At 71.4% G+C, this 14,613-nt stretch carries 15 protein-coding genes; 8 read left to right on the top strand and 7 right to left on the bottom strand.

The window, feature by feature from the left end; genetic code table 11:
- Positions 1-29 precede the first annotated feature (29 nt).
- Positions 30-1,085 carry a GSCFA domain-containing protein gene (locus ASF49_RS14995; RefSeq protein WP_056474189.1) on the top strand — a complete coding sequence of 352 codons (1,056 nt, stop codon included), beginning with the start codon at positions 30-32 and terminating at the stop codon, positions 1,083-1,085.
- 4 nt (positions 1,086-1,089) lie between these two features.
- On the opposite strand, the gene hemC is transcribed toward ASF49_RS14995, so the two are convergent.
- Positions 1,090-2,013 carry a hydroxymethylbilane synthase gene (gene hemC, locus ASF49_RS14990; protein WP_056474187.1) on the bottom strand — a complete coding sequence of 308 codons (924 nt, stop codon included), beginning with the start codon at positions 2,011-2,013 and terminating at the stop codon, positions 1,090-1,092.
- A 244-nt stretch (positions 2,014-2,257) separates the two neighbouring features.
- On the opposite strand from hemC, the gene ASF49_RS14985 reads away from it, so the two are divergent.
- Positions 2,258-2,614, top strand: coding sequence for a hypothetical protein (locus ASF49_RS14985; protein ID WP_056474184.1), 357 nt, complete (start codon positions 2,258-2,260; stop codon positions 2,612-2,614).
- A 44-nt stretch (positions 2,615-2,658) separates the two neighbouring features.
- Complete coding sequence (locus tag ASF49_RS14980; RefSeq protein ID WP_156653033.1) at positions 2,659-3,081, top strand: hypothetical protein; 423 nt, start codon at positions 2,659-2,661, stop codon at positions 3,079-3,081.
- 7 nt (positions 3,082-3,088) lie between these two features.
- On the opposite strand, the gene ASF49_RS14975 is transcribed toward ASF49_RS14980, so the two are convergent.
- Positions 3,089-3,388, bottom strand: a complete 300-nt coding sequence (locus tag ASF49_RS14975) for an antibiotic biosynthesis monooxygenase family protein (protein WP_056474177.1) — start codon at positions 3,386-3,388, stop codon at positions 3,089-3,091.
- Positions 3,389-3,419: 31 nt separating this feature from the next.
- A complete protein-coding gene (locus ASF49_RS14970) occupies positions 3,420-4,286 on the bottom strand; it encodes a Kdo hydroxylase family protein (protein ID WP_056474174.1) in 867 nt (288 codons plus the stop codon).
- Positions 4,287-4,577: 291 nt separating this feature from the next.
- Between ASF49_RS14970 and ASF49_RS14965 the strand changes: the two genes are divergently transcribed.
- Positions 4,578-5,036 carry a hypothetical protein gene (locus ASF49_RS14965; protein ID WP_056474171.1) on the top strand — a complete coding sequence of 153 codons (459 nt, stop codon included), beginning with the start codon at positions 4,578-4,580 and terminating at the stop codon, positions 5,034-5,036.
- Positions 5,037-5,134: 98 nt separating this feature from the next.
- Positions 5,135-5,440 carry a hypothetical protein gene (locus tag ASF49_RS14960; RefSeq protein ID WP_056474169.1) on the top strand — a complete coding sequence of 102 codons (306 nt, stop codon included), beginning with the start codon at positions 5,135-5,137 and terminating at the stop codon, positions 5,438-5,440.
- A gap of 58 nt (positions 5,441-5,498) precedes the next feature.
- On the opposite strand, the gene ASF49_RS14955 is transcribed toward ASF49_RS14960, so the two are convergent.
- Positions 5,499-5,972: an Hsp20 family protein gene (locus ASF49_RS14955; RefSeq protein ID WP_056474166.1), complete on the bottom strand. Its 474-nt coding sequence runs from the start codon at positions 5,970-5,972 to the stop codon at positions 5,499-5,501.
- Positions 5,973-6,151: 179 nt separating this feature from the next.
- On the opposite strand from ASF49_RS14955, the gene ASF49_RS14950 reads away from it, so the two are divergent.
- Entirely contained in the window at positions 6,152-7,132 is a 981-nt protein-coding gene (locus tag ASF49_RS14950; RefSeq protein WP_056474159.1) for an alpha/beta fold hydrolase, read from the top strand.
- Between the two features lie 430 nt (positions 7,133-7,562).
- Positions 7,563-8,417 carry a helix-turn-helix domain-containing protein gene (locus ASF49_RS14945; protein ID WP_243214417.1) on the top strand — a complete coding sequence of 285 codons (855 nt, stop codon included), beginning with the start codon at positions 7,563-7,565 and terminating at the stop codon, positions 8,415-8,417.
- Between the two features lie 275 nt (positions 8,418-8,692).
- On the opposite strand, the gene hisN is transcribed toward ASF49_RS14945, so the two are convergent.
- Positions 8,693-9,481, bottom strand: coding sequence for a histidinol-phosphatase (gene hisN, locus ASF49_RS14940; RefSeq protein ID WP_056474151.1), 789 nt, complete (start codon positions 9,479-9,481; stop codon positions 8,693-8,695).
- 106 nt (positions 9,482-9,587) lie between these two features.
- Complete coding sequence (locus tag ASF49_RS14935) at positions 9,588-11,540, bottom strand: AI-2E family transporter (RefSeq protein ID WP_056474148.1); 1,953 nt, start codon at positions 11,538-11,540, stop codon at positions 9,588-9,590.
- Between the two features lie 583 nt (positions 11,541-12,123).
- Here ASF49_RS14935 and ASF49_RS24740 point away from each other — a divergent pair.
- Positions 12,124-13,179: a methyl-accepting chemotaxis protein gene (locus tag ASF49_RS24740; RefSeq protein ID WP_056474146.1), complete on the top strand. Its 1,056-nt coding sequence runs from the start codon at positions 12,124-12,126 to the stop codon at positions 13,177-13,179.
- A 7-nt stretch (positions 13,180-13,186) separates the two neighbouring features.
- On the opposite strand, the gene pncB is transcribed toward ASF49_RS24740, so the two are convergent.
- Complete coding sequence (pncB, locus tag ASF49_RS14925; protein WP_056474142.1) at positions 13,187-14,479, bottom strand: nicotinate phosphoribosyltransferase; 1,293 nt, start codon at positions 14,477-14,479, stop codon at positions 13,187-13,189.
- Positions 14,480-14,613: the final 134 nt, after the last annotated feature.

Below are 14,613 nucleotides of genomic sequence, written 5' to 3'. Positions count from 1 at the left end.
GGCGTGAGCGATCGGATGGAGATGCCGCCTTGGTGAGGAACCCTTACGCCGATCTACCGGCCGAGCGATTCTGGCGCAAGGTCGTGGCGGGCGTCCCGCCCTTCGCCCTGGCGCCCGGCCCGAGCGGGCACTTCACGATCGGCTCCGATGCCCGCGTGGCGACGGCCGGCTCCTGCTTCGCCCAGCACGTCGCCCGCGCGCTGACCGGGGCGGGGTTCGGGCACTACCTCGCCGAGGCGGCTCCCGCCGACATCACGCCCGAGGCCGCCGCCGAGCGGCAATACGGCATCTACTCCGCCCGCTACGGCAACATCTACACCGCCCGGCAGCTCCTGCAGCTGTTCGACCGGGCCTACGGCACCTACACCCCTGCCCTGCCGGACTGGACCCGTCCGGACGGACGTCTCGTGGACCCGTTCCGCCCCGGCATCGAGCCAACCGGTTTTGCCGACGGCGCCGCGCTCGAGGCCGACCGCCTTCGGCACCTCGCGGCGGTGCGGGCGATGTTCGAGAGCCTCGACGTCCTCGTCTTCACCCTGGGACTGACCGAGGGCTGGATGCACCGGCCGGACGGAGCCATGCTGCCGGTGGCGCCCGGCGTCGTCGGCGGCAGTTTCGACCCCGAGACCTACGCCTTCGTCAATGCGCGCACGTGTGACGTGCGCGACGACATGCTGGTATTCCTGGAGCGGCTTTTCGCGGTCAATCCCGGCGCGCGGGTCATCCTCACCGTCTCGCCGGTGCCCCTGATCGCCACCTATGCGGACCGGCACGTGCTGGTGTCGAACACCTACAGCAAGGCCGCCCTGCGGGCGGCGGCCGAGGAGATCGTCGCCGCCGAGCCGCGGGCCGTCTACTTTCCCGCCTACGAGATCGTCACCAGCACCGCCAACGCGGCGCGCTACTACGACGACGACCTGCGCTCCGTGACGCCCGCCGCGGTCGACCACGTGATGCGGGTCTTCCTCGACGCCTTCACCGCTCGGGCGAAGCCCCCGATCCTGACCCGGCCCCTCGGCATCGAGTACCGCCGGGCGGCCAGCGTGATCTGCGACGAGGAAGCGATCGAGCGCAGCCTGGCGTGAGCGCCTACTGCAGGTGCCGGGCGTAGGTGTCGCCCGCCGCGCGCTTGAGCTCGGCCCCGGCCTCCTGGCCGATCCGCGCGGCGTCGGCGACGGCCCCGGAGCGCTGCACCGCCCAGTGGGCGCTTCCGTCGGGCAGGAACAGCAGGCCGTCGAGGCTGAGCGTATCACCGGTGATCCGCGCCAGGGCGGCGATGGGCGTTCGGCAGGAGCCATCGAGCTCGGCGAGGAGGCCGCGTTCCGCCTCGAGCTCGGCGGTGGCACGGGCCGAGACCAGGGGGGCGAAGAGCGCGCGCACGGCGGCATCGGCCTCGCGGCACTCGATGCCGAGCGCGCCCTGCGCCACCGCAGGCAGCATCTCGCCGACTTCGAGGACGCTCCGGGCCATGTCGGCCATGCCGAGGCGCTCCAGGCCGCAGAGCGCCAGCAGGGTGGCGTCGCAGGTGCCCTCCTCCAGCTTGCGCATGCGGGTGTTGGCGTTGCCGCGCAGGGGCACGATCCGGAGGTCGGGCCGGCGCATCAGGACCTGCGCCGCCCGGCGCAGGGACGAGGTGCCGACCCGGGACCCGGGCGGGAGCTCGGCGAAGCCGGAGGCCCGCGGCGACAGGAAGGCGTCGCGCGGGTCGTCGCGCTCCAGGATGCAGGCGATGACGAGCCCGTCCGGCAGCCAGGTCTCCACGTCCTTCATCGAGTGGACGGCGACGTCGACCACGTCGGCGTAGAGCGCCTGCTCCAGCTCCTTCGTGAACAGGCCCTTGCCGCCGATCTCCGACAGGGGCCGGTCGAGGATGCGGTCGGCCACAGTGTTGACCACCACGATCTCGGTCTCGAGGCCAGGATTGGCCGCCACGATCCGGTCTCGGACCATCCCGGTTTGGGCCAGGGCCATCGGACTTCCGCGCGTGCCGATGCGGAGGGGGCGTTGGATCATGGGCGAGGATCGCTCGGTGACAGGGGGCGGCTGGAACGGCTCGGCGTGCGTCGATCCTAGGTACGCAGTCCGCGGGCGGATGTCACCGGGATCGCGCGCGAACGCAGCCATCGCGTTCAGTATTCCGAAAGCACGCGTCGAGGTCGTGGGCTTCTCGACCCCGCCGTTAGGCGGACCTTATCCGTGTTCGCGCGACCCTGGGGTCGATGAGTCCGGCACGAGCCGGGTCGGCGGACGCTCACCGATGAAGCGCAGCAAGCTCGAAGCCTACTACGAACGGGAGTTCGGACCGCGCGACCAGGAGCCGGACGACTCGCCGGACGATTCGCCGGACGACCAGCCGGTGCGGCGGCCCCGCGATTCGGCCCGGCGCCGCCGCGGCGGATTCGGCATCGGCCGCATGCTCAAGCTGACCCTGATGCTGGGCCCGATGACGCTTCTGCTCGGGGCGGGCTTCCTGATGGACTGCCAGGGCGCGGCGGCGCGCGGGTCCTGGCTTCCCGAGATCGTGCACAACACCGCCTGCGCCCGGCGCAATCTCGCCGGACGCGTCCTCAATCTCGAGGGCGACCTCCGGACCGTCGCCAACGGCCTGCGGTAGCGGCGCGTGACCGGGCTCGGAATGGATCGATGCGGGAGGGCGCGGTGAACCTCGGATCGGAGACACTGACCACGGACGACCTCGGCGCGCAGGCGCGGATCCGGGGCGAATTGCCGGCCGAGGGACCGGCGACCCCGGCGGCCGCCCAGATCCGGCAGGCGACCATCCGCGACGGATTGCGCACGCCCCGGCCGGTGCGCCGCATCCGCGAGGCCGAGTCCGAGGCGCCGAGCCGCGGCTTCACCCTCGGCTGGGCGCCGTCGCTCCTCCTCAACCTCGTCCTGCTGACGGCGCCCTTCGTCCTGGTGATCGCGCTGCCGCCGGTCCTGGCCTGCCGCGAGCGCGCCGAGCAGTTCGGCTTCTTCGCCGGCGAGACCCTGTCGAGCTGCACCGCGCGCGGTGTGCGCGCGCGGATCGGCAGGCTCGACGACCGCATCAAGAGGCTGGTGCGCGGCTCCGGACGGTGAGGCGGCCTCAGAAGGCCTGGAGCGCGAGCTCGGTGTGCTCGACGCTGGGCGGGGCCTCGAAGCAGGGCGAGACCATGGCCCGGTAGTCCTTCCAGGCCTGCGAGCCCGTGAAGTCCACGGTATGGTTCTCCAGGGTCTCCCACTCGATGAGCAGGCGGTAGCGCTGCGGCTTCTCGATGGAGCGGCGGACGGCGAAGCTGCGGCAGCCCTTCGCGGCCTTGAAGATCGCCGCGGCCTTGGCGATGCCGGCCTCGAACTCGGCCTCCATGCCGGGCTTGACGTCGATCTGGGCGATTTCGAGGATCATGGGAGTCTCCGGCCTTACGAGGTTCGAGGCGTCAGCGAAGGGGGCGGCCGAGGGCCTTGGCGAGCAGGCGCTGCGGGCTGCGCTCGGGGCGGGCCTGGTCGGCCACCGCGAGGTAGGCGGTCTGCTCCAACATGTACTGGCCGCCCATGGCGCCGTGCATGACGAGGTCGGAGAAGGTCACCCAGGTCTGGCCGGGCGAGAAATGCACGTCGGCCTGGGGGGCGGTCTCCTGGTAGCGCATGTCCTGCTTCAGGGCGTCGTGCAGGTGCAGCATCAGGTGGTCGTATTCGCTCCGACGCGCCTTGGTGATCTTGAGGAGCGCCAGCATCCGGGCCGAGAGCGGCGAGTAGCCGGGCAGGCGCGGCAGGAACTTCTCCGCCATCGCGGAAAAATCCTCGCCGACCCGCCAGTGGCGCGGCTGGCCATCGGGGTTGATGTTGCGGAAGATGCGCAGGATGCGCTTCTCGCCGATGGGGTTCGACGGGAAGGCGTCCACGTGCAGCCGGGTGTCGTCGCGCCGCCAGCTCAGCTTGCGCCGGTCGACCTCGAAGGGCCGGTAGGAGGTGCCGGCGAAGGAGACCTTGCCGGCATAGGCCGGGAGGTGCTGGGCAACCAGCGCCTCGGCGAAGCCGCGGTAGCGGATGAGGACCTGGCGCAGGGCCTCCTGCTCCTCCGGCGTGCCGGCCGCGCCCCGCAGGGTGGCCTCGGCCCCGCGGATGTTGACGTTCTTGGCCTTGCCGTCGGCGAAGGGGCGCTGGACGAAGCGCTCCTCGAAGGCGCTCAGGGGAAAGTCGAGGTCGGGGAACATCAGGACCGCGCCGCTCTCGAGGGCATCCACCAGGGATGGCGTGCCGGGGGGCGGCCCCGCACGGGAGACGGACACGATCGGGCTGATCATCGGGCGGGGCTCCTCGGGAAAACCGCGGCGGGACCGGCGGTTTAGCCGAACGGCGCGCCGCTGGCCACGGGCTGGCACGCGCCGGCTCCGATGCCTGCGCTGGCCTGCCGCCCGCCCTTCCCCGCCCGGACAGGAGGATAGCGGTGGATGACGGATCTTGCCTGTTGTCAGGGTGCCCGAACCGGCCCAACCCTGAGCCCCTGTCCGGCGCAACCCTGGCGTTTCGGTCGCGTTGATGGAACGGTCGCGGTTCCGGTCTCACGGAACCCTGCGGCGATGAGGATGCCGACGATGGCGACGTTGAAGGAATTCGAGGAGTCCCTGCGCGAGCACGGCATGCACATGGCCCTCGCCCTGCTGGAGCGCCTGCGCGAGCGGGACCGGGCCACGCGCACGATCAAGCCCGCCCGGCGCCTCACCGGCCAGAAGATGACCCCGGAACTGGCCCGCGCCATCCTCGACCTGCACGCCTCCACGGGCATGACCCAGCAGGAGATCGCCTTCAAGGTCGGGGTGAACCAGGGCCGGGTCAACGAGGTGATCAAGCGCGGCAAGTGGCTCGACGACGATCCGCACGCCCCCGAGGCGATCGCCCGCGACAAGGCGAAGGCGCGCCTGCGCGCCGATCCGCCGGCCCAGCGGCCGGCCTTGCGCAGGGCGACGGGCAAGCCGGCCGCCAAGCGCCCCAAGGGCGAGGCGCCGGCGCGTCGGCCGAGCCCGCAGGGACAGCTGATCTTCGGCGACCTGTGACCGCGCCCGACGCCCGGGGCGGGATGCCCGGGGCTGGCGCGGTCGCGACGCGATAGGCCGGTCCGGGATCTGCCGGGCGGGCCGCGCGTTGACCGGCCATGCCGAACCGCGTTCTCGCCGTCGCCCTTGCCCTCTGCGCCTTCACAGCGCCCGCCCTCGCCCAGCGGGCCTCCACCACGAGCATGTCCTGCAGCCAGGCCAAGACGCTGGTCGATCGCCGCGGCGGTCTCGTGCTCGGAACCGGCGGGGCGACCTATGACCGCTTCGTACGCGACCGCAGTTTCTGCGAGGTCACCGAGATCACGGTGCCGGCCTTTGTGCCCGCGGGGGATACGCCGCGCTGCTTCGTCGGCTACCGCTGCAAGGAGCCGAGCCGCGACGACTGGTTCGACGGAGGCTTCTGAACAGGGGAAAGCGCCCCGGCCTCGCGGCCGGGGCGCTCCGGGCACCCATGAGCGCCGATCAGGCGGCCTGCTGCACCGAGCCCTCGATCACCGGGGCCTGCGGGGCGCGGCCGGTGGCGATCTGGATCTGGCGCGGCTTCTTGGCCTCCGGAATCTCGCGGACGAGATCGATGTGGAGAAGGCCGTTCTCGAGGGCGGCCCCCGTCACCTGGACGTAGTCGGCGAGCTGGAACCGACGCTCGAAGGCGCGGGCCGCGATGCCCTGGTGCAGGAATTCCGCCGGCTTGGCCGGGTCGGACTTGCGCTCGCCCTTCAGCGTCAGCGCATTCTCCTTGACCTCGATCGCGAGATCGGAATCCGTGAAGCCGGCCACCGCCACCGTGATCCGGTAGGCGTTCTCGCCGGTGCGCTCGATGTTGTAGGGCGGGTAGGTCGGGGCCGCGTCGGCGCTGACGAACTGGTCGAGGGCCGAGAACAGGCGGTCGAAACCGACGGTGGAGCGGTAAAGGGGAGCAAGGTCGAACTGACGCATCACACATTCTCCGTAAGAAGCAACATGCTGGATTCGGGTCCGCCCGTGGGCCGGACCAGTCGCACCGCCGTATTGGCCGGTGCTCCCGTGATATCGGAGCGGGATTTGAGCCTCGCAAGAGCCTGGGCCGCGGCCGAGGCCAAAAATTTCGGTCCCTTTCTCTGCGTGAGACTTCGTCGATGCTGACCCTGCGTTCCACCCCCGACAATCCCGTTCCGCCGGGCGGTGCCCTCAAGGCGGTGCGCACCGAGGACGGGATCGAGCTGCGGGCCGCCCATTGGCGCCCGACCACCCGCCTGGTGAAGGGCACGGTCTGCCTGCTCCAGGGCCGGGCCGAATTCATCGAGAAGTATTACGAGACCATCGCCGACCTGCGCGGACGGGGCTTCGCCGTCGTCGCCTTCGACTGGCGCGGCCAGGGCGAATCGCAGCGCCAGGTCGACGATCCCCACCGGGGCCACGTCGCCCATTTCGACGATTACCGCCGCGACCTGAAGGCGATCGAGGACGCGATCCTGCGCCCGCTGATGCCCCACCCGCATCTCTGCCTGGCGCACTCGATGGGCGGCGCGGTGGCGCTGACCGGCGCCCATGACGGCTGGCTGCCGTTCCGGCGCATCGTCACCGTGGCGCCGATGCTGTCGATCCGCATGGTGCGCTGGCCCGCGGGCGCGGCCTTCCTCGCGCGCGTCCTGCACGGGATCGGCTGGGGCCGGCGCTACATCCCCTTCGGCTCGGCGGTCTCGATCGCCACCAAGCCCTATCCGAACAACCGCCTGTGCCGGGACCCGGAGCGTTACGCCCGCAACGCGGCGGCGGCCCGCGACGTCGGGGCCGGGGCCGTCGGCGATCCCAGCATCGCCTGGCTCGCCAGCGCCTTCCGGGCCATGAAGCGCCTCGCCGCGCCCGGCGTGCCGGGACGGATCGCGGTGCCGACCCTGATCGTCGCGGCCGGCGCCGACCCCGTCTGCGGCACCCGCACCACCGAGCGCTTCGCCCGCCGCCTCCGGGCCGGGCACATCCTGGTGCTGCCCGGCGCGCGCCACGAGATCCTGTCGGAGCGCGATGCGATCCGGGAGGATTTCTGGGCGGCCTTCGACGCCTTCATGCCGGGCTCGGACGCGGCGGAACCGGCCGAGCGCGCGCGGCTGGAGGCGTGACGTTCGGGACGCGGGGGGCTTGAGCCCCGGGGCCTCTGTGCCTCGGCGGCAGCGAGGCGTCCGAACCTGACGCCGATCCCAGACCGAGAGGCCCTCGACCCGATCACGCCGTGGATGCGGGCGTGCCCTGCTCGCGAACGCGGCTCCCGCCCTGCTTGCGCCGGATATGCGCCGCCCCGGCCGGACACGGGCATTTGTCTTGCCCCGTCGAGGACTGCATGCCTAGCCTCCTCCGCCGAATGGGCCGGATAGCGTGGGATGTGGCCCGTTGACTGCAGACGCGACGGCTGAGGCGGGCCTGCCGTCCTTCTTCCTGACGACGTCGGGCTTGCCTCCGGGCGAGGCTTTCGAGCGATGGCGCACCCTCCTGGCGCCGATGTACGCGGTCAGCCCGACGACGCGATCCGCCCCGCTGCCCTTCGGCGCCAACGTGGCCTACCAGATCAGCGATCTCGTCACCCATCGCTCGCTGCTCTCGACGCAGCGGCTCCAGCGGGACCGCCGACGCGTCGATGCCGGTCCCGACCATTACATGGTCCAGCTCTACCGATCTGGCCGCTTCCAGGGCACCGTCGGTGGCAAGGACGTGTCGGCTTCGCCCGGGGCCGTGACGTTCATAGGCCGCCGTCACCTGCTCGATGGCATGCTCGACCGAGCCGACGCGATCGGCATCGCCGTGCCGACCACCCGCCTTCACGGGCTGCCGCTCGAGGAGCACGGCCTGCGCTTCGATGCGGCCCGCAACCGGCTCCTGGCCGCCCGCATCCTCGACATCTACCGCCGGTTGCCGACCACGCGCGCGGACGAAGCCGAGGCCTTCGCAGATGAGTTCGTCGCCTTCCTGCGCCGTCTCCTCGATGCTTCGCAGGCCACGGATGTGTTGGATGGCCGCGAACTCGACGGCGGCCTGATGGCGCTGGCCAGGATGATCGTGCAGGCCAACCTGTCGCGGAACGACCTGTCGCCCGAGTTCATCGCCGCGCAGATGCTGGTCTCGCGGTCCACCCTCTACCGAATGTTCGAGCCGGAGGGGGGTGTGATGCACTTCGTGCAAAACGAGCGCCTGAGGGCGGTGCGCGACGCTCTGGCCGATCCGATGGAGAGGCGGACCATCGGCCGGTTGGCCGAGGTGTTTGCCTTCAGCAGCGTCTCCCAGCTCAGCCGCAGCTTCCGCAAGCGCTACGGCGCTCCCCCTCAGGCCTGGCGCGGCGAGCGTCGGACGGTCCAGCAAGGCGGCGGTCGAGGGACGGTGCAGCACGTCTGGAAATGGCTGCGCGAGACGTAAGGATCCCGTCGGGATATGCCGGCGCCACGACGCCGTGGGGCGGCGGCCGTGTCTCGCACGCATCGATCCTCGCACGCATCGATCCGGGCCTTCGAGAAAGCACCGGCGGAAGCCTCGCATGATGGTCCGCCGACGGCGTTCCCAGCCTCGGGGTGGACCGGCGGAAATCGCCCCCCCCCTGCGGACCTCGCGCTGTGGACCTCGCGCGCACGTGGCGAGCGTGGGAATCGAACCGCCGGGTGCGTGAACCACGAAGGCGGCGTGAGGGCTGCGCCTCACGGATTGAGGTGGCGCAGGGCCGCCTCGTGCAGGCGGCGGTCCCCGGCGGCGACGATGCGTCCGCCCCCGGTGGCCGGGCCGCCGTCCCAGGTCGTCACGATGCCGCCCGCGCCCTCGATGATCGGGATCAGCGCGACGATGTCGTAGGGCTTGAGCCCGGCTTCCACCACGAGGTCGACCTGGCCGGCGGCGAGCATGCAATAGGCGTAGCAGTCGGTGCCGTAGCGCGAGAGGCGCACCGCGCCTTCGAGGCCGCGGAAGCGCTCGCGCTCCTCGCCTTCGGCGAACAGGCGTGGGTCCGTGGTGGCGAGGATCGCCTGGCCGAGGGCGGTGCCGCGACGGGTCAGGAGCTGGCGCTCGCCGCGCGGCGCGCGCAGGCGGGCCTGGGCGCCGTCGCCGGAGAACAGCTCGCCGAGATAGGGCTGGTGCATCAGGCCGCGCACCGCCGCGCCGTGATGGGTCAGGCCGATCAGCGTGCCCCAGGTCGGCAGGCCGGCGACGAAGGCCCGGGTCCCGTCGATGGGGTCGAGGACCCAGACGCATTCGGCGTCGAGGTTCTCCGAGCCGAATTCCTCCCCGAGGATGCCGTGGGTCGGCAACTGCCGCCGGATCATGCCGCGCATCGCCACCTCGGCGGCCCGGTCGGCCTCGGTCACCGGGTCGAAGGCGGCCCCGCCGCGGGCCTTGTCGTCCATGCCGAAGGCGGCGCGGAAGAACGGCAGGATCGCCTGCCCCGAGGCGGTGGCGAGATCGTCCATGAACCGCGCGAGATCGACGACGCCCATCGGCACTCCCCTCAGGCGAGACCCCGTCCGTCGGGACCCCGGAATGCCGGCGAGCGAAGCGGACGGAGGGGGCGGCGGTCAAGCCCAAAACCGCATCCCCCGGCCGTCAGACCGGCATCGGCTGCACCCGGGCGAACTCGGTCTCCGGCTTCGGCGCCTCGGCGGCCGGGCCGCGGGTTCCGTGCGCGGCGGCCACCACGGCCTCCACGGCGGCCCGCAGGGACGAGACGTGGATGTCGGCATCCACCGCCCGGCGCCGGGTCGCCTCGTCGAGGCCGGCATCGTCCGCCTGCCACAGGCCGAGGACGAAGCAGGCGCCCGGCAGCTTGCGGCGCAGGCGCTCGGCCAGCCGGCGCAGGTGCGTGGGCTCCCCGCTGATCGCCATCGACACGATGCAGACGAGCCGGGCCGGGCCGGGATCGAACGCCCCGATCCGCGCCCGGGCCACGTCGGCGAACGGCACCACCCGGGCGCCGATCCCGCGCTTGGCCAGGAGCTGGGCCAGGATCGCGCAGGCGGATTCGTCGACGAAGCTGCGCCCGGCCACGCACAGGACGGTGCCGGCGGGCCGCCAGGCCTCAGGCACGGGGTCGGGACGCGGCGCGTCCGGATCGGCCTTGGCCTCGGTTTCGCTGCGCAGGTCGTCGCGGTCGGCCATCTCCTCGACGAGGCCGCCGACGCTCGCCCGGATGTCGTTCTTCTGCTCGGTGGTGAGCACGCCCCGGGCGGCGTCCCGGGCGGCGAGCTCGAGGCCCTTCACCACCACCTCGTCGTAATAGGCCGTGAGCGAGCAGGTCTTGAGGATGAGGTCGGCATGCTCCTGTGCCTCCTCCGGGTCGTCGGCCAGGATGCGCTGGTAGAAGTTCTCCACCGGCGTCAGGGCCGGCCGGTCCCCGAACAGCACGTCGAGGAATTCGAGCTTGTCGACGTGGCGCCCGAGCACCACGAGGCAGACCGTCAGCGGCGTCGAGAGGAGCAGGCCGACGGGTCCCCAGAGCCAGGTCCAGAACAGGGCCGAGACCAGGACCGCGAAGGGCGACATGCCGGTGGACTGGCCGTAGAGCATCGGCTCGATGAAGTGCCCGACCAGGGGCTCCAGGATGAGGAACAGGATCAGCGTCCCGATCACCATCGACCAGCCGGGATCGATGGCGGCCGCCAGCGCCAGGGGGAACAGGGCCGACACGAAGGCGCCGACATAGGGCACGAAGCGCATCAGCGCCGAGAAGATGCCCCACAGGACCGGGTTCGGCACGCCGAGGACGTACAGCCCGACGCCGACCACCAGGCCGAACGAGGCGTTCAGGCCGAGCTGGACCAGGAAGTAGCGGCTGAGGCGCTTGGCGGCGTCGTCCATCGCCACCGTGGTGCGGTGGAGGTCGCTGGAGCCGGCGAGCCGGATCATGCGGTCGCGCAGGTCCTCCCGCTGCATCAGCAGGAAGAGCAGCACCACGAAGACGATGCCGATGGTCGCCAGCGGGTGCAGGATCGGCGAGAGCAGCGTGCCCGCCAGGGTCACCGGCCCCGGCACCCGCTCCTTCAACTCCACCAGGATCGCCTTCTCGGGCGGGGCGGGATTGGCCCGGGATTCGGGTTTGGGCTCGGGCTTCGGCTCCTCGTGGCTCTCGTGCATCGTCCGGCCGATGCTGGCGACGTAGCCGGCGAGACGCCCGGCCGGCGTGTCGTTGAGGCCCTCGATCTTGCGCTCGATGGTGCTGCGGTAGCGCGGCACGTCCTTGGCGATGTCGGCAAGCTGGACGCCGATCAGCGTCGCCAGGGCGGCGGCGGTGCCGAGCGCCAGGAGCACCGAGGCCGCCACCGAGAGGAAGCGGCCGAAATGCCAGCGCCGCAGCAGGTTCACCAGGGGGCCGAGGACGAAGGAGAGCAGGATCGCGATGGCGATCGGGATCAGCACGTCGCGCCCGACATAGAGCCCGACCATGATCAGGGCGGCGACGATGATCGGCGAGGTCAGGGCCTGGGTCGGCGTGCCGGCCGCCGCGATGCGGGTCGGTCGCGGCGGGACGAGGGACGGCTTCGGGGGGGATCGCAGGGCCATTCCGAATTCCGTGTTCCAGACGCGACGCGGCGGGGCCGGCCCTCCGGCCGGCATCGCCGCGAGAAGAACGAAGCGCCCCGGACAATCGATCCCTCCCGGCGGTTCGTCGCGTCGCGAAACCGTGATCGAACCGGAGCGAGACTGCATTCGCTGCATGGCTCGGCGGCGGCCTCGCGCAGGCAACGACGCCTCCGGGAGCCGGATGGGCCGGGCTTTCGGAAGATCAGTTCCGAGACGCCGCGACGATCTCGCCCGTATGGGCCAAGAGAAGCGGAGCCGGCGCGGGCCGCGTTACAGGGGCAGGTCTTGCGAGGCAGGCCGCTGTGCTGGCACCCGGTCGCGGTCGGGCACGATCATGGCTCTTCGATCTGCGCGGTCGCCGAAGACTTGTTTCATGATCTCTGTCGACCATCGGGGTCTAGAACGAAACAGCGAAGGATAGGCCCGCCGTTGGACCCACGGGAACTGACGGAGGCGCGGGCTTTAATCGAATGATAAGCTTGTTTTCGTAGGAATTGCCGACGCGCGACGGCGATCGAAGTCCGGCGAAGATTGATTGGAGGCGGTTTTGCACGACACGGCGATGGATGTTGGCGCCGCCCCCGACGCCACGAACTTGCGCGGGATCGCCGCCGAGATCGCAGAGCTCCAGCGGATCTCGTCCGACAAGAGCCGGCGCATCCAGGCGATCACCGGACAGGTCAAGATGCTCGCCCTGAACGCCCTGATCGAGGCGTCCCGCGCCGGCGAGATGGGCCGCGGCTTCTCGGTGGTGGCCCAGGAGGTGCGGGCGATCGGCGCGGAGGTCGAGGGCGTCGCCCGGGCGCTCGAGGTCGAGCTGTCGAACCGCATCGCCGGCCTCCAGGTCCGGGTCCGGAGCTTCGCCGAGGAATCGCAGACCGACCGGCTGATCGACCTCGCCCTCAACGCGGTCGAGCTCATCGACCGCAACCTCTACGAGCGCACCTGCGACGTGCGCTGGTGGGCCACCGACGCGGCCATGGTGGCCTGCGCCGCGGCCCCGACTCCCGAGGCGGCCGCCCACGCCACCCGGCGCCTGGGCATCATCCTCGACGCCTACACGGTCTATCTCGACCTCTGGCTCTGCGACCTGCAGGGCAACGTCCTCGCCCATGGCCGGCCCGACCGCTATCCCGGCCTCGTCGGGCGCAATGTCGCCGACCAGGACTGGTTCCGGCGCGCGGCCGCCCTCCCCGACGGGGATGCCTACGTCGCCGCCGACGTGACGGGCCAGCCCGGCCTCGGCGGGGCGCAGGTGGCGACCTACTGCGCCAGCGTCCGCGCGGACGGCCACAGCCGGGCCCGGCCGATCGGCGTCCTGGCGATCCACTTCGACTGGCAGGCCCAGGCCCGCGCCATCGTCGACGGCGTGCGGGTGGCGGGCGAGGACCGGGCCCGCACCCGGGTCCTCCTCGTCGATGCGCGCCACCGGGTGATCGCGGCCTCGGACGGCCGCGGCGTGCTGGAGGAGACCCTGCCGCTGCCCGCCGACGGCCGCGTGAGCGGCGCCGACCTCGATTCCCGCACCGGCCAGATCGTCGCCTTCCACCGCACGCCCGGCTACGAGACCTATGCGGGGCTCGGCTGGTACGGGGTCATCGTCCAGTCCCCGGGCTGAACCCCGTTCAGACCACCACCGGCATCGCCGCCTGGCCCACGTCGCCGAAGACGCGGGTGTAGCGCGCGATCTCCTCGGCCGGGCCGATCGCCTTGGACGGGTTGTCGGAGATCTTCACGGTGGGCCGGCCGTCGGCGGCGATCACCTTGCAGACGATGGAGATCGGGTCGAGGCGGCCGTCCGGCACCAGGCCGCGGAAATCGTTGGTGAGCAGCGTGCCCCAGCCGTAGCCGATCCGCATCCGGCCGTGGAAATGGGCGTGGATCGCCTCGATGGTGTCGATGTCGAGCCCGTCGGAGAAGATCGCGAGCTTTTCGCGCGGGTCCGAGCCGCGCGAGCGCCACCAGGCGATGGCCTCCTCGCCGCCGGCGATCGGCTCCTTCGAGTCGATGCGGATGCCGGTCCAGGCATTCATCCAGTCGGGGGCGTGGCGCAGGAAGCCCGTGGTGCCGTAGGTGTCGGGCAGCATCACCAGGAGGTTGCCGGCGTAATCCTGCTGCCAGTCGGCCAGCACGTCATAGGGGGCGCGGGCGAGGCCCGCATCGTCGTCGGCCAGCGCCGCGTAGACCATCGGCAGCTCGTGGGCGTTGGTGCCCACGGCCTCGACCTCGCGGCGCAGGGCGATCAGGCAGTTCGAGGTGCCGAGGAAGCGGTTGCCCAGGGCCTCGTGCATGGCCTCGACGCACCAGTCCTGCCAGAGGAAGCCGTGGCGGCGCCGGGTCCCGAAATCCGCGATGGAGAGGCCGGGCAGGCGCTGCAGCCGCTCGATCTTCTCCCAGACCCGAGTCATGGCCCGGGCGTAGAGCACCTGCAGGTCGAGCTTGCCGAGGTGGCGCACCACGCCCCGCGTGCGCAGCTCGTTGAGGATGGCCAGCGCCGGCACCTCCCACATGGTGGTCTCGAGCCAGGGGCCGTGGAAGGTCAGGACGTACTGCCCGTCCCGGGCCTCCAATTCGTAGTCCGGCAGGCGGAACTCCTCGAGCCAGTCCATGAAGTCGGCCGAGAACATCTGGCGCTGCCCGTAGAAGGTGTTGCCGCGCAGCCAGGTGGATTCGCCCCGGCTCAGGCGCACCGAGCGGGCATGGTCGAGCTGCTCGCGCAATTCGCCGGCATCGACGAACTCGGCCAGCCGCACCTGCCGCGAGCGGTTCTGGATGCCGAAGGTGACGCGGGCGTCGCGATGGCGGCGGAAGATCGTCTGCGCCATCAGGAGCTTGTAGAAGTCCGTGTCGAGCAGCGACCGGACGATCGGGTCGATCTTGAAGCTGTGGTTGTACACCCGCGTGGCGAGATCGAGCATGGTTCGGATCACGGCCCCTCTGCGGGCGCTCCCGGCGCCCGTGCGGCCGCAGAGGCGCATGGCAGCGCGGGTCGAGTCAATCGGTCGACGCGGATGGTGCTTCGAGCGCGAGCCCGTCTTCGCCGAAACGTAAT

Origin of the sequence: Methylobacterium sp. Leaf104 (genome assembly GCF_001422885.1) — a bacterium.
Classification (GTDB): Bacteria; Pseudomonadota; Alphaproteobacteria; order Rhizobiales; family Beijerinckiaceae; genus Methylobacterium.
The sequence above is the reverse complement of the archived record's forward strand: the minus strand, read 5'-3'. Positions and strand labels throughout refer to the sequence as shown.

Bases quoted from the DNA above. Each gene is read 5' to 3' on its own strand.
- hemC (WP_056474187.1), bottom strand. From the start codon at position 2,013: ATGATCCAACGCCCCCTCCGCATCGGCACGCGCGGAAGTCCGATGGCC.
- ASF49_RS14985 (WP_056474184.1), top strand. From the start codon at position 2,258: ATGAAGCGCAGCAAGCTCGAAGCCTACTACGAACGGGAGTTCGGACCG.
- ASF49_RS14975 (WP_056474177.1), bottom strand. From the start codon at position 3,388: ATGATCCTCGAAATCGCCCAGATCGACGTCAAGCCCGGCATGGAGGCC.
- ASF49_RS14970 (WP_056474174.1), bottom strand. From the start codon at position 4,286: ATGATCAGCCCGATCGTGTCCGTCTCCCGTGCGGGGCCGCCCCCCGGC.
- ASF49_RS14965 (WP_056474171.1), top strand. From the start codon at position 4,578: ATGGCGACGTTGAAGGAATTCGAGGAGTCCCTGCGCGAGCACGGCATG.
- ASF49_RS14960 (WP_056474169.1), top strand. From the start codon at position 5,135: ATGCCGAACCGCGTTCTCGCCGTCGCCCTTGCCCTCTGCGCCTTCACA.
- ASF49_RS14955 (WP_056474166.1), bottom strand. From the start codon at position 5,972: ATGCGTCAGTTCGACCTTGCTCCCCTTTACCGCTCCACCGTCGGTTTC.
- ASF49_RS14950 (WP_056474159.1), top strand. From the start codon at position 6,152: ATGCTGACCCTGCGTTCCACCCCCGACAATCCCGTTCCGCCGGGCGGT.
- hisN (WP_056474151.1), bottom strand. From the start codon at position 9,481: ATGGGCGTCGTCGATCTCGCGCGGTTCATGGACGATCTCGCCACCGCC.
- ASF49_RS14935 (WP_056474148.1), bottom strand. From the start codon at position 11,540: ATGGCCCTGCGATCCCCCCCGAAGCCGTCCCTCGTCCCGCCGCGACCG.
- ASF49_RS24740 (WP_056474146.1), top strand. From the start codon at position 12,124: ATGGATGTTGGCGCCGCCCCCGACGCCACGAACTTGCGCGGGATCGCC.
- pncB (WP_056474142.1), bottom strand. From the start codon at position 14,479: ATGCTCGATCTCGCCACGCGGGTGTACAACCACAGCTTCAAGATCGAC.